Annotated in this window: 10 protein-coding genes and 1 pseudogene; 1 reads left to right on the plus strand and 10 read right to left on the minus strand. The window is 33.8% G+C overall.

Going from position 1 to position 13,280, the window contains the following annotated elements; all coding sequences use genetic code 11:
* Nucleotides 1-1,414: 1,414 nt before the first annotated feature.
* The 10 genes and pseudogenes from KFO35_RS14490 to KFO35_RS13350 form a co-directional block, all read right to left on the minus strand.
* Nucleotides 1,415-2,290 carry a 6-pyruvoyl-tetrahydropterin synthase-related protein gene (locus tag KFO35_RS14490; RefSeq protein ID WP_002343063.1) on the minus strand — a complete coding sequence of 292 codons (876 nt, stop codon included), beginning with the start codon at nt 2,288-2,290 and terminating at the stop codon, nt 1,415-1,417.
* A 1,086-nt stretch (nt 2,291-3,376) separates the two neighbouring features.
* A pseudogene (gene tnpA / locus KFO35_RS13310) lies at nt 3,377-3,786 on the minus strand (IS200/IS605 family transposase).
* 233 nt (nt 3,787-4,019) lie between these two features.
* The gene (gene citG, locus KFO35_RS13315) at nt 4,020-4,883 is read right to left on the minus strand and encodes a triphosphoribosyl-dephospho-CoA synthase CitG (RefSeq protein WP_002303163.1); all 864 of its coding nucleotides are present in this window, start codon (nt 4,881-4,883) and stop codon (nt 4,020-4,022) included.
* Nucleotides 4,876-5,433, minus strand: coding sequence for a citrate lyase holo-[acyl-carrier protein] synthase (gene citX, locus KFO35_RS13320; RefSeq protein WP_002305953.1), 558 nt, complete (start codon nt 5,431-5,433; stop codon nt 4,876-4,878). The genes citG and citX overlap by 8 nt, the downstream gene beginning before the upstream one ends.
* Nucleotides 5,430-6,989, minus strand: coding sequence for a citrate lyase subunit alpha (citF, locus tag KFO35_RS13325; protein WP_024634710.1), 1,560 nt, complete (start codon nt 6,987-6,989; stop codon nt 5,430-5,432). Before citF ends, citX begins: the two co-directional genes overlap by 4 nt.
* Nucleotides 6,982-7,887 carry a citrate (pro-3S)-lyase subunit beta gene (citE, locus tag KFO35_RS13330; RefSeq protein WP_002303160.1) on the minus strand — a complete coding sequence of 302 codons (906 nt, stop codon included), beginning with the start codon at nt 7,885-7,887 and terminating at the stop codon, nt 6,982-6,984. The genes citF and citE overlap by 8 nt, the downstream gene beginning before the upstream one ends.
* Nucleotides 7,888-7,891: 4 nt before the next feature.
* The gene (gene citD, locus KFO35_RS13335) at nt 7,892-8,185 is read right to left on the minus strand and encodes a citrate lyase acyl carrier protein (RefSeq protein ID WP_002303159.1); all 294 of its coding nucleotides are present in this window, start codon (nt 8,183-8,185) and stop codon (nt 7,892-7,894) included.
* A 3-nt stretch (nt 8,186-8,188) separates the two neighbouring features.
* Nucleotides 8,189-9,202, minus strand: coding sequence for a [citrate (pro-3S)-lyase] ligase (gene citC / locus KFO35_RS13340; RefSeq protein WP_002303158.1), 1,014 nt, complete (start codon nt 9,200-9,202; stop codon nt 8,189-8,191).
* A gap of 25 nt (nt 9,203-9,227) precedes the next feature.
* Nucleotides 9,228-10,532: a 2-hydroxycarboxylate transporter family protein gene (locus KFO35_RS13345; protein WP_002303157.1), complete on the minus strand. Its 1,305-nt coding sequence runs from the start codon at nt 10,530-10,532 to the stop codon at nt 9,228-9,230.
* Nucleotides 10,513-11,700, minus strand: coding sequence for an NAD(P)-dependent malic enzyme (locus KFO35_RS13350; RefSeq protein ID WP_002303156.1), 1,188 nt, complete (start codon nt 11,698-11,700; stop codon nt 10,513-10,515). Before KFO35_RS13350 ends, KFO35_RS13345 begins: the two co-directional genes overlap by 20 nt.
* Nucleotides 11,701-11,887: 187 nt before the next feature.
* Between KFO35_RS13350 and KFO35_RS13355 the strand changes: the two genes are divergently transcribed.
* Nucleotides 11,888-12,835 carry a sugar-binding transcriptional regulator gene (locus KFO35_RS13355; protein ID WP_002303155.1) on the plus strand — a complete coding sequence of 316 codons (948 nt, stop codon included), beginning with the start codon at nt 11,888-11,890 and terminating at the stop codon, nt 12,833-12,835.
* The last annotated feature ends 445 nt before the right edge of the window (nt 12,836-13,280 follow it).

Below are 13,280 nucleotides of genomic sequence, written 5' to 3' on the forward strand. Positions count from 1 at the left end.
AATAAGACCCTATTATTACAAGTTCATCCGTTGTAAGATGGGTATAGGTCATTTGTACTCACTCCTTATAATTCTTTGGTCGGAACTATTTTGAGTGTAGCACAAATGACTTTTTTAGTTGTCTAGCTTAATTTTACAATCGGCGTTAATAAAATATTTTTATTAATATTTTATAACTTTACGCAAGATCATAATTTTGTCTGTGTAGATATTTCGTTATATCACTAAAGATAATAAGATTTAATGACCTCATTAATATTGTTTGCTAGGTCCAAACTCTTATTAAACTTTCCTTGCTATAAAACCCAAACATAGTAATAAAAGAATAACTTATTACCTTTAAATTATACTACCAAAAAATGGTAGTATATTATTAATTTATATAATATGAAACTTAAAATATAGTAGTATGTTAATTTATACTAAATTAAATAAAGTACTACCTTTAATAGGTAGTACTTTATTATCAAGCCATTATTCCTTCTTCTACTAGTTCTTTTTGTCACATAATTTTGCAATCAATAAATGTTGCGCAATAAGTATAAGAATTCCATTTTCTAAATTTGAAAGGTGATCCATAATTTCATGTTCAAGTAGTTTATTAATTGTCCACTTGTCGCTTCATCTAAAAATTTTATAGGTTTTAGGAATGCTATTCGCTTATTTTAGGAAGATTTTAACTGTTTGCTATAGATATATATCATACTAGTATCGTAATAAAAGTACTCTAAAAGAAGAATTTTCAAATACGCAAAATTAAGTACGAAAGAGTTGAAACAAATTTGGAGAAAATGAGCATAGAATGTCTGATGAGTTAAATAGACCTAAAAATTATCTAAAAGTGGAGCAAAATTAGGAATTACAAACAAAACACTAAATTAGTTTATATAAATTTCCGTAATATTTAATATATATGAAAAGGAAAACGTAGAAAATTACGTCTACGTTTTCCTATTTAGTTCTATATTTTTATTAAATTTTATATTTGTTCTTTTCACTTTTCGGAATAAATTCACCGTGACTCTTGATACCTTCTTTTATATATTGCTAATGTATTTTCTCCATTGCTATGAAAATAGAATCAACATATTTATAATATCTATCTAATCTATTTTCATTTAACCGCAGCATCTTATTAAATAACGTGTAAATAAGAATATAAAAGTTATTGAACTAATTAATAAAGATAGAATCATCGTAGTTGGATACGTAGATGAAACCTCAACTATAGTTCTTTTTCCCGTACCTTTAATAGACACTAAACCATTGTCATTTTCTATAGTGCTCTTTTTCCCATTTACTTTCATAACTGTTCCCAGTAATTAAATACAGGTAACGTGATATTTTGCTCATTCGCATCTCCTACTGTATAGATTATTTTAGAATTATGTGCTTTATGAGATGCATTCTCCCATCAATCATAGACTTTTACTTCATGTTTCTTTAAATGATCTTTATATTTCAATGCATCTAATGGTGCATAGTCATAAAGACCTCCAGTTCTCGAGGTTGTATAAAGTGTAACATCTTTTTTGGTCATAATTAAACGACCTTTATACGATTGAATTTTCTGCGAATAATTCGCTTCTGTTGCTACAGTCACTGTAAAAATAAGAAGGACTATTCCTACAAGGCTACACATACTTTTTTTGTTGCTTGTTTTCCACTTTAAAAACACTATAATTAAGATCAATGAACCAAAAAGCACTTGAAAACCCAAGATTCTCCAAGGAAACTGAATGATTTGAATAGGTGTTTTTTGTAAAAATTCCCATGGAAAAAGATTCGTTGATAAGAACCAAGTGGTCACTGCACAAAAATTAATAATCTTTTCTTTATTGGCAAATTTTTTTTTAAAGAAAAGTGGAAGAATAAATGAAACCACACCAATTGTTCCCATTGTAAATGTAACTAAATCATTATTTACTGCACCGATTAAACTATCAGAAATGTTTAATGCCCTTTCTTGAAGTTTTGTGCGAAAAGGACGATTAATTTTTTGATGTAGGACTTGTTGTAACATCGGATACCAAACGTAAGCTGTTAAAAGAATGGTCCAACCAACAGCTTTTATCATATTTGATATCAGATTCGACATTTCTTTTCTCTCTTTCCGCTTAGAGAAAAGAGAGCCGATAAACAAGAAGCCAATAACAATCACACTCATAAAGGTGGAGAGAATATGGGTATAGATGAGCAAACTCATACTGACAGCTAAAAGAATCACGCAGTTTTTTCTTTCATAAAGAAGAGTATATGTGTAATACAAGACAACTGGTACAATCGTCAACGCAATTGATTCTGAAATTGCAGTACGCTAATATATATCAATCCATAAAAGCTATACAAACAGCTGAATAAGAAGGCTGCATCTATTCTTTTGTCCATATTGATAGCTCACTAGAATTGTACAGATATTCAGTATCCCAACGTATAGTAAGTATATAACTTAGAATCAAATTGTTTGTTGTCCAGTAAAATATTACGGCTGGAAAGATGTTAGATATGGATAAAAAAATTCACGCCTCCGCCATAGCTATTAAATGTGGTAAAATTTATTGGACCAGAAAATACTGAGGACAAGCATTTTATTCTAGAAAAGTGAAAAGCAATGTCTCCTGTGGTTGAGATCTTTTGTACATCCCTAAAAAACAAAAAAGAATAAAGACTAGCAATAACTAGCAATAGAACAAGTAATACTATTTTTTATTTATTTTCAAAAACCTTTTATATTTCCCCTTTCAAAAAATACTTATTATTAATAATATCAATGATTTTAACAAATAACTGCTTTTTTTCATTTATTATCTATTATTCTCTTTTAAAAATAGCCCCAATGATCTTATGTAAGTAAACGGACGGACAATTTATAATATAGCACTTTGCTTCTTGTTGCTTGTATGGTTATTTTTGTGTTTAAAATCTAAAAGTCTAACTAAAATTCTACCTTTAAATTTCAGATTCTTGAATGCCCAATTTATATAGAGCACTATCATGCTTCTTTTGTTCTTGGACGCAATTTCTTCTGGTCTATTCATTCAATCCTAGTGTATTTACACAATATTCCTTTGGCCTAAAACTTTGATAAATACGTATATATAAATTTACGTATTTATCAAAAATATAAATGCAATTTTTACTTTCAGATAACTCTTAAAACAACCTACTATCAGGTAGTTTTAAGAGTTCACTCACTTTGCGAATCCAAGCGGGTCTTGAAGTAATAATAGTAAAATCCCCTAAAAAAATTGTCATTCTATAGACCCTTAAATGGACTTATCTCCAAAAGTTAAACTATTTTTCGGTATTTTACTGGAGGTAGTCCATTTTTACCCTTTTGTTATTGCAACATCTACTCTCTTTTACTTATACTATCTCAAATGCGATCATCAGCTTCTTGTTCACGGATGTATTTTTCAATTGTCTTTTGATTCAATTCGACTGTACTCACATAATATTCCTCCGACCAAAATGATTTATTTCCGTATCTATATTTGTGATTTACGTGCTGCTCGTGGATTAGCACAGCACTACGATCTTTCAGATAACCATAAAACTGGATATACTTATTTTTGATGGTACTTGAACAAGCATGTGAATATGATCTGGCGTTGCATGTGCTTCTATAATTTCCACGTTTTTTATTTTGCACAACTTCCTAAGTATTTTTCCAATATCTTTTCGTAATTGCCTATAGATTACTTTTCGTCGATATTTTGGTGTAAATACAATATGATACTTAAAATTCCAACGAGTATGGGCTAAACTTTTATCGTCATTTGACATGAAAAAACTCCTTTCGATATGCTAGTTCTTCCACGTGTAGAAACGCATGGTTTTCTTGTTTCGCACGCTTTGCGCACGAAACTGACTGAAGTCATTAACAAAAAAATTGTAGACAAAGAAATTTTTCTTTGTCTACAATCTGAAAGGATAGGCACTACCATTTTTTATAAAATATTTGTATTGAACCATTTTTTAGTTATTAGCTTACTAATACAAAATAATGTATTATAGTATCAACATAACCATCCTTTGTCCATGATTTTATCTAAAAAGATTGTAAGGATCAATAAGTCTGCACTTCCACCAATACTCCAATTTTTCTTTTTAAATTGCTGATTTAGGTAATCCAAATATTTTTTACCTTGTATGGTTTTTACACCCCCTAATTCAAAATAAGGACGAATAAGTAATTGATACTCTTCAAAAACATGTCTATTATTACTTCGTTTGATCAAATTGGTATCTTCTACTTCCATTGATAGAAAAAGTAAAGTGTCTATCATCTTATCTTGTTGCGACCCTTGATATGCTTGATAATAAGGCAATCCTCGGTCAAAAACACAAGGATAACCTCTTTTGGCTTCCCCTCGTATCCCTGTCAATCCATGGTTAACAAATAGATATTCTCCCCAAGTCCATGCTTTTGGTTTTGTTTGATCAATCTTCCCAAAATCGTTAAGTAGATTTTTCGTCATTTTTTGAATTTCTTTTTGAAAGAAACTTTTTTTACAAGGAACTTTCCAAATAGTTAACCGGCCACAAATAGCAAGAAAAATCCCCAATGAAAAGATAGCACCTTTATGTGTATTTATACCATTTGTCACTGAGAACATCGCAGTTTCAGCCTCTAAACCAATCTGTCGAATCGCCATAAAGGTTTCTTCAATTGGTTGATGTTGTCGGTCCAATCCTGTTTGGATAAATTCTTCAAAATAGGGAGTCAAAACTACACTACTTTGTAGAAAAGTAAAAATGTCCATATCTTGATGAGACCCGGGGTCTACTGGATCAACCAATCCTGGTTTATTGATACATGTAACTTCATAAAGCATCGCTAATTGTGCTTCTTGTGCTATTTTTTGAATATTATCATGCATGTTTCAATGCTCCTTTTAAGGAATCGGCTACTATTTGTTCGATTTTCTTTTGCATTTCTTTCACAGTATGTGTACGATTACGTGCACATACCTTTGCTGATTTCCCACAAATAAAACAAGGACGTTCCCCATGATTAAGAGCTTGGCGACTGACAATTGTTATCTGCTCTCCTTTTTTGAACAAGACATCTAAATCAAAAAGTCTACCTAATGCGTCTTGCTCTTCTAACGTGACCAACCATTTTTTGAGATTCAAAGGTGCTTCTGTTACTATTACGTACCAGTCCAATCCACTTGGCAAATTGATTTCTTTTGTGTACGTCATTTCCACCTTTTTTTTTAAAAACATTTGCTGAATTGACTGCTGTCCCTGACGAAATACCTGCTCAATCATTGGATTATTTTTGATCGGCCCAGGAATATTCAATGTAAAGACCATCAATGAACTATTTGAATACTTGGAAAGCAGGTTGCTTTGCAAGTTAGCACGTTGTTCTTTATGGATCAAAATATCCTCGATTTCTTGAATTTCTCCAGTATCAAACATCATGATCTCTCTTCTTCAAATTCTTTCACCTGACGAACGACATCTAAAATTGAACCATCTCGGTATTCTACATAGGCAACTATCCGATCTGTGAATTGCAAAGGTTCCGGGATGCCTACTATTTTTTCTGCTTTTTGCTGTAATTCTTCTATTGTAAAAACAGGAATTTGTGGAATTCTTTCAAAAATAGCTATTAGATCTTTACGTTGGGGATTGATAGCAACCCCTACTTCTGTGACTAATACATCGATACTTTTCCCTGGTGTGATCAATGTAGTAACATCATTTACTACTGTAGGTATTCGGCCACGTACTAACGGCGCTGAGATGATAGTAAGTTTAGCCGTTGCTGCATCTTGATGTCCACCAATCGCACCTCTTAGCACACCATCTGAACCAGTCATAACATTTACATTGAAGTTTGTGTCAATTTCTAATGCAGATAAAATAGCGACATCTAATTGGTTAACAACCGCTCCTTTATTACTTGGATCAGCATAAAAGGAAGCATCGATCTCCTGTTGGTTCTCAAGCCGCGCCATTCCTTCAGCTGCTCCTTTGTCAAAGTCTTGGACATCTAACACTTTTTCAACAAGACCTTTTTCCAATAAATCAACCGTTGGTTTAGTGATGCCACCTAATGCAAAAGAAGCTCTGATCTGTTTTTCTTCCATTTCACTAGCTAAGTAACGCGTTACTGCTAAAGCTGCACCACCCGTTCCTGTTTGAAAAGAAAAGCCATCTTTGAAATAAGGTGAGTGAACAATGACATCTTTGACCATTTCAGCAATTTTTAATTCTTTTGGGTTTTTAGTAAACCGTGTAGCACCAGCACCGATTTTATTCGGATCACCAATTGCTTCTACTTCCACGACATAGTCGACTTGTGTTTGCGGAATACTAATGGGCGTATTAGGGTAAGGAACTAAATGATCAGTTAGAAGAATGACTTTATCTGCATATTGTGCATCTACTTTTGCATACCCTAATGAACCAAAAACGGATTTTCCAACAGTCGCATTAGCATTTCCATAATCATCAGATGTTGGTACTCCTAGAAATGCAACATCGATTTTCAATTCACCACTTTCAATTGCACGTGGACGATTACCATGAGAACGTAAAATCACAGGATTGTCCATTCCTCCATGAGAAATAAATTCACCTAAGCTGCCGCGCATCCCACTGCTTGTGATATGAGTTACTGTACCGTCCTTGATGCATTCAATAACCATCTCATTCATAGTGTTCGTTAAAGAACTTGGTGCTAAGGTCAATTCTTTGATGCCCATTTCACGGATCACGGCCATCACTTGGTTAAAAACAAAATCACCTTCTCTTAAATGATGATGAAATGAAATCGTCATTCCATCTTTTAAGCCCGATTTTTCTATAGCTTCTTTGATCGAGTGCATCAATTTATTTGTCTGATTAGTTACAGTCGTTACTTTTGGTGCACAACGTTGAATCGTTTGTGGCGATAATGAAACACTTTGGAATTCTTTTTTATACTTTGTTAAAACACTTGATGGAATGCTACGTCTTTGTTTATTATGCATGGATATTTCCCTCCTCATCAATCAATCGTGATGCTTTTGCTAACATCAATGTCCGTTGTGCACGTTCTACAATTGGTTTATCGATCATTTTTCCATTTAAAGAAATTACGCCAGAACCTTTTTCTTTTGCTTCTTCGATTGCCGAGATGATGTCTAGTGATCGTTTGATTTCTTTGATTGACGGCTGATAAACAGTATTGACTACTGGAATTTGCCGTGGATTGATACAAGATTTTCCATCAAAACCTAATTGATGGATTAAACGTACTTCGTTTAAAAATCCTTCCATATCATCCACATCAGAGTAAACAGTGTCAAATGCGGAAATGCCTGCTGCACGTGCAGCATGAACGATCATACTGCGAGCAAAAAACAATTCGTTTCCATCTGGATATCGTTTGGTTTTCATATTTGTCACATAGTCTTCTGCCCCAATGGCGATTCCAATCAATCGATCAGATGCTTTGGCGATCGCAGGTGCGTTCAATACACCAGAAGCACCTTCAATGGCTGCCATCATCAATGTTCGCCCTATCGGAACATTATGATAGTTTTCTGCTTCTATAATCACTTTTTCTACTTCTGTTATATCTTCAGAGGTTTCTGTTTTAGGTAAACGTAATACATGCGCGCCGGCTTTAACCATTGCAAAAATGTCTGCACGTCCAAATTCTGAGTGCAGGTCATTTATTCGAACAATTAATTCTGTGTCACCATAATCCACTGTTTTCAATGCCTCAGCCACAAGCATTCTTGCGCTGTCTTTTTCTGCCATAGACACTGCATCTTCCAGGTCGAACATAATCGAGTCAGCACCATAAATACCTGCATCTTTGATCATCGCTGGATTATTTCCTGGAACAAACATCATTGTTCTTCTCAAACGTTCTTTCATCATCTAATTAAACCTCCCACGGTGTTTCTTGGTGTTGGATACCTAAGGAACGATGGATCGCTGTTTTTAATCGTGCAACAATAACGCAATCTAATGCCCCTTTATCTACTACCTTGAGTTTTACGTTTTTAATCTGATAAACTGCTAGTGTGTCATAGATAACTTTTTTGATTTGTTTTCCAAATTGCTCAATCACTTGACTGTCTAAATCGATTTCTATTCCTTCTGTATTCGGTGAAATCATGATTTGGACATCACTTGACTCTAATGTTCCAGCAATCGCTGATTTATTTATTTCCATTACTTAACGCTCCCTTTTATTTTTTAAGTATTGATAGGTTGTTTCTGGAACCATATATTTTATTTTTTCCAATTGCCCAGCAAGATACGCTTTACGAACTTGAGAAGCAGAAATAACTTGGTGTTGTTCCGTTTTCTTCCTTGCAAGGACATGAACTTTTATTTCAGGGGGTAAAATCGTTTCCAGTATGTCGTTATATGAACGAGTCATTGGGGAAAGTGGTTCTTCTCCCACATATCTAGCAGAGATATCTAAATAAGTGGCAATTCTTTCTTTGAATAAAGTAGCATCTACGACCATTTGCTCCTTTGCTATTTCATCATCTTCTCGTAAAAAATAGGTGGGAAACGTTGCAGGGCTAATAATATACTCGCCACCTGATAGAACAATGACATTTTTCAGTTTTTGTAATCCTTGTTGAACTAATTTGAGTCGGTCCTTCGTCGAAAAAAGATTTTGTTCTTTTTCGAGTACAAATACATATACCCAATCGTTGTTATTGGCAGCTTGTTTTACTAAATAATAATGCCCTTCTGTAAATGGGTTCGCATTCATGACAATTGCTGCTTTTTTTTCACCATTCACTTTAGGAATCCTCTCTAGGTACTGTTTTATAGAACTATCTCCCATTTCTAATACAGCTATTTTTGGGGTAGATACGATTGTTTCAAAACCTAAAAAGTTAAAACTTTTTTGATAGCGCGGTTTCGTGAAAACAATATAATGAAAAATCTCTTGTTGACTCATTGCCTGAATTATTGCAGAGACTAGTACATTAAATGTATGTCCACCATCTTTATATTTTTCAGACACGGCGATATATTTAATCACGTTGTTTTGATAAGATACTGTTCCTACTAACTTTTCTTTATGGTATATACCCAATGTTTGATCTAAATGTTGAAAATCTTCGATTTGCTTCTTTTGTATTCCTGAATCAAGCAAAAGATTTTCCCATTGGTCTTTGATATAGTTATTTTTTAAAAATAATCGTTGGATATCTGTTTGATCAAACACATGGTCACGTCCTTTCTTTATGTTCTTATGATAGCAGACCCATTAAAAAGATAGCGAACGTTACGGTCATAGCACCCCCTAGTCGAACAGCAACTTGTGCAAATGGCATTAATTCCATGCGATCACCCGCAGCTAAGATAGCTAAAGCACCTGTACCGCCTTGTCCGCTACAACATGAAACTGCGATGGCAGTATCAACTGGGTACATTTTTAAAAATTTTGCGGCGATAAAAGCTGTAGCGACAATAGCTACTACCGTCACAATGATTGTTACTATCGTTGCAGGATTTTTAAATACTTCGATCAGCTCTAACCAATCTGTTTTTGCAACCCCTACGCCAAAAAGTAAGGGAGGTGTGATCCCACGAACAGTGAATCCATACAACGAATTTCCACCTTCTTCGATATTTTTAGGGATAAAACCAAGCATTTTAGCCCCCATAAGAGAGACTAATAAGATCACAGGTGAAGGAATAGAAAAGCCAAGGAGTGATTTTAATAAGTGCTCAACATAGACAGCAACAAAATAAATCGTTATTGCTACCACGCCTGCTAACAATGTTTTTTCAATATTGACTGGTTTAGCTGAACCCTTCAAGTTCTCTAAATGTTCATCATCCCCATCGATCAAATTACCCTGACCATTTAATTGTGGGTATTTCTCTCCAATTTTTTTGAGCATACCAGACAGTAGAACTGCGACTAAACTTCCCAACATCACACACGGTAGAATCTTCCCAAAGATATCATTTTGTCCCATACCAGATAATATTGCTGCATAACCAATCGATAATGGCATCGCTCCTTCCCCAACACCACCAGCCATAATCGGCGCAACGATAAAGAAATACGCATTCCAAGCAGATAGCCCAAGGAGTATTCCCACACCTGTTCCTATCAAAGAACCAATCACATCGCATAAAATTAAAATAATGATAATACGTGAAGTTGCTTTAACCAATGTTTGCCGATTCATTGAAGCAATACTGCCGACAACTAGTAGTGTGATAAAGAACATCAAGAAATTGTTATTATTCATAAAATCAGAAACCACAGTTACAGTACTTTGAGGTAGCCAATGTTTATAGACTAGAAATGCAGGCAAAAATGTAACAACTAATACTTTACCACCTAAATCTTTTAAAATAGGAATAGTTTTACCAATTTCTTCTAATAAATAAGCAAAAACAGTCATAATACCCAAAGAAACTAACATATCATTTTCTGGAACGATATTGCTTATCGTCATTGCAAGATACGCGAGTACCAAAATGATATAAAGAGATAAAGGAATAAAACCAATTTTAATTCTATTTAATGTTTTCAGCATGTATATTATCCTCGTTTTCTTTTAGTTTTTGTAAATAATCCAAAACTGCCTGTGAAACGACGTTTGCGACTCCTTCATCAAAAACATTAGGGATGAATTTTTCTACCGTAGGCTCTGCGACCTTAGCAGCTAATTGTTTGGCTACTTCAAGTTGTAATGAAAGATCGACTTTATTCGCTTTCGATAGTAATAGTCCCTTGAACAATCCGGGAAATACTAAAATATTGTTTACTTGGTTAGGATATTTCGAAGAACCTGTAGCGATTAGCTTTGCACCAGATTCTTTTGCTAAATCGGGTGTGATCTCTGGTACTGGATTGGCTAAAGCAAAAATAATCGGATTATCATTCATTTTTCCAATCATTTCAGGCGTTAAAACATTTCCTATTGAAAGACCGATAAAAACATCTTGTCCAACGATTGCATCTTCCAAAACGCTTGCATTATTATTTGTATCATGTATATGATCCAACAACTCTCTTTGATATTTATTTAATGTACTATCTTGCTTCTTTAATCTCCCTTGTTTATCCACCAATGTTAGATTTTTGATACCAGCAGCGATTAATAGTCTAGCTGTTGCAACCCCAGATGCTCCCATGCCGTTGATCAAAACTCGAAGTTCAGTTAATGTTTTCCTTTGGATCTTAGCAGCATTGATCAATCCAGCTAAAACAACTATCGCTGTTCCTTCTTGATCGTCATGATACACAGGAATAGAAAGTTTTTCTTGTAATTTTTCTTCAATCTCAAAACACTTCGGTGCTGCAATATCTTCTAAATGGATCCCTGCAAAACTATTTTGCAAATTGACAATTGTTTGTACAATCTCGTCTACTGATTTTTGTTCGATGGCTAATGGAATCGCATTGACACCTGCTAAATTTTTATAAAGCAGCGCTTTCCCTTCGACGATTGGTAATCCAGCTTGGTTTCCTACATTTCCAAGACCTAATACCGCCGACCCGTCTGTAATAACGGCCACTAATTTACCACTAATTGTTAATTCTCTTGCCAAAGCATGATTTTTCTCAATCATTAAACTTAGTTCTGCTACACCTGGGGTGTACATTTTTGCTAAATCTTGATCATCTTGCACGGCTTCTGTTGTTTCCATCCGTAAAACACCTACATTTTTTTTATGGATTTCTAAAACTTCATCAAGCATACCTTCACTCCTTTTTACATTTTTTAATTACAAAACCACTTTAACACTTTTTTTAAAATAAAAAAACCCTTTCATTTTAAATTTTAAAAAAATGATGCTTATTTTTAAAAATTTAAAAAAAGACTAAATTCAATTTTTTTGGTATAATGAGAAAAAATATCTATTTGAAAAAGTTAGGAGCTATACTATGCATCTGGAATTCTCTGACTATGAATCACTCCTTGTAAAAATTTGTGAAGACTATTATCTCGAGGATATCAATATTAGTGAAATTTCTAAAAAATATGGGATCACCAGATATAAAGCTTTAAAATATATTGAAGATGCACGTGAAAAACAATTAGTTAGTATTTCAATTAATTCTCCGTATGCTAGGAATTATGAGCTAGAAGAAATCTTCAAAAATTACTTTAAAACGAATATCTATATATTAAAAAGTAGTGAAGACTTATCACAACACGATTTATTATTTTCAAAATTTGCTGCCGATTACATTCAAGAATTAATTAAGAAAGCCAATGTGGTTGCACTATCTTGGGGAGATACCGTTTACAAAGTGATTGATCAGTTTAAAATGGGTGCTCGTGAAGAATTAATTTTTACTCAATTCATTGGCGAAATCGGAAAATATAATTCCTTAGCTGGCTCCACACGATTAGTTCAAAAAGCTGCTGAACGTTATGAGTCTTCTTATTTGACTCTCAGTATTCCTTTATATGTCATCAATGAAACTGCACGTGAACTAATGGCTCTAGAACCTTCTTTAGCTAATACCTTAGCAACCGCTTCGCATGCAGATATGTTAATTTCTGGAATTGGCACCTTATCCTCTATTGATTCTGTCGAACCCTGGAACAAGCATCGTAAAATCCTATTTCCAAGCATGACGGATACTGTTGGATTTCTTTACGGAAGACCCTTCAATATCAATGGTGAATTCATCAAAGCATCTGAGGATAAGACTTTTGGTCTTTCTTTAAAAGAAATTTTCGATATTCCAAAACGAATTGGTATTTGTAAAAGTAAGTTCAAAGCGGAGAGTTGTTTAGGCGCCTTGAATGGTAATTTTTTTACAGATTTATTTTTGGATGAAAAAACTGCTTGGAAAATACTTTCTTTGATAAAAAAAGAGTGAGTCATGTAAAATCCTCCAAAAAATTTAGATTTTTGGTACTACTTTTTTGGAGGGCAGTACAATGATTCACTCTTTTTATTGGATATCAAAATCCCTTTTTTTGAGAAGCTTGTCTTGATATTTTTTGAACTTTTCCAAGCCATACTCCATTACTTTTCAAGATTTAATTTCTTTGTATTCACTGAATAATTTCCACGTTTTTTCGTTAATGTTACTTCTTATTAATTTTATTGTACTTCTCATGCAATAGGATCATATATCCTTCTAAATCTTTTTTATGCTATAAAAAGGGGGTTCTATCTAACTTTATTATTCATTCCCCACCCTTTGCGCAGTGAGTCTTCGGTATCTTGTTTTATCTGACTGGTAGTTCTTATTATTTCTCCACGATCATCTAATTCTGGAACAATTGGATATTTTTCTCTGAACAAGTCTAGTTCTTTCA

This window comes from Enterococcus lactis (assembly GCF_015751045.1).
Taxonomy (GTDB): domain Bacteria; phylum Bacillota; class Bacilli; order Lactobacillales; family Enterococcaceae; genus Enterococcus_B; species Enterococcus_B lactis.

Bases quoted from the DNA above. Each gene is read 5' to 3' on its own strand.
- citG (WP_002303163.1), bottom strand. From the start codon at position 4,883: ATGCATGATAATATTCAAAAAATAGCACAAGAAGCACAATTAGCGATG.
- citX (WP_002305953.1), bottom strand. From the start codon at position 5,433: ATGATGTTTGATACTGGAGAAATTCAAGAAATCGAGGATATTTTGATC.
- citF (WP_024634710.1), bottom strand. From the start codon at position 6,989: ATGCATAATAAACAAAGACGTAGCATTCCATCAAGTGTTTTAACAAAG.
- citE (WP_002303160.1), bottom strand. From the start codon at position 7,887: ATGATGAAAGAACGTTTGAGAAGAACAATGATGTTTGTTCCAGGAAAT.
- citD (WP_002303159.1), bottom strand. From the start codon at position 8,185: ATGGAAATAAATAAATCAGCGATTGCTGGAACATTAGAGTCAAGTGAT.
- KFO35_RS13345 (WP_002303157.1), bottom strand. From the start codon at position 10,532: ATGCTGAAAACATTAAATAGAATTAAAATTGGTTTTATTCCTTTATCT.
- KFO35_RS13350 (WP_002303156.1), bottom strand. From the start codon at position 11,700: ATGCTTGATGAAGTTTTAGAAATCCATAAAAAAAATGTAGGTGTTTTA.
- KFO35_RS13355 (WP_002303155.1), top strand. From the start codon at position 11,888: ATGCATCTGGAATTCTCTGACTATGAATCACTCCTTGTAAAAATTTGT.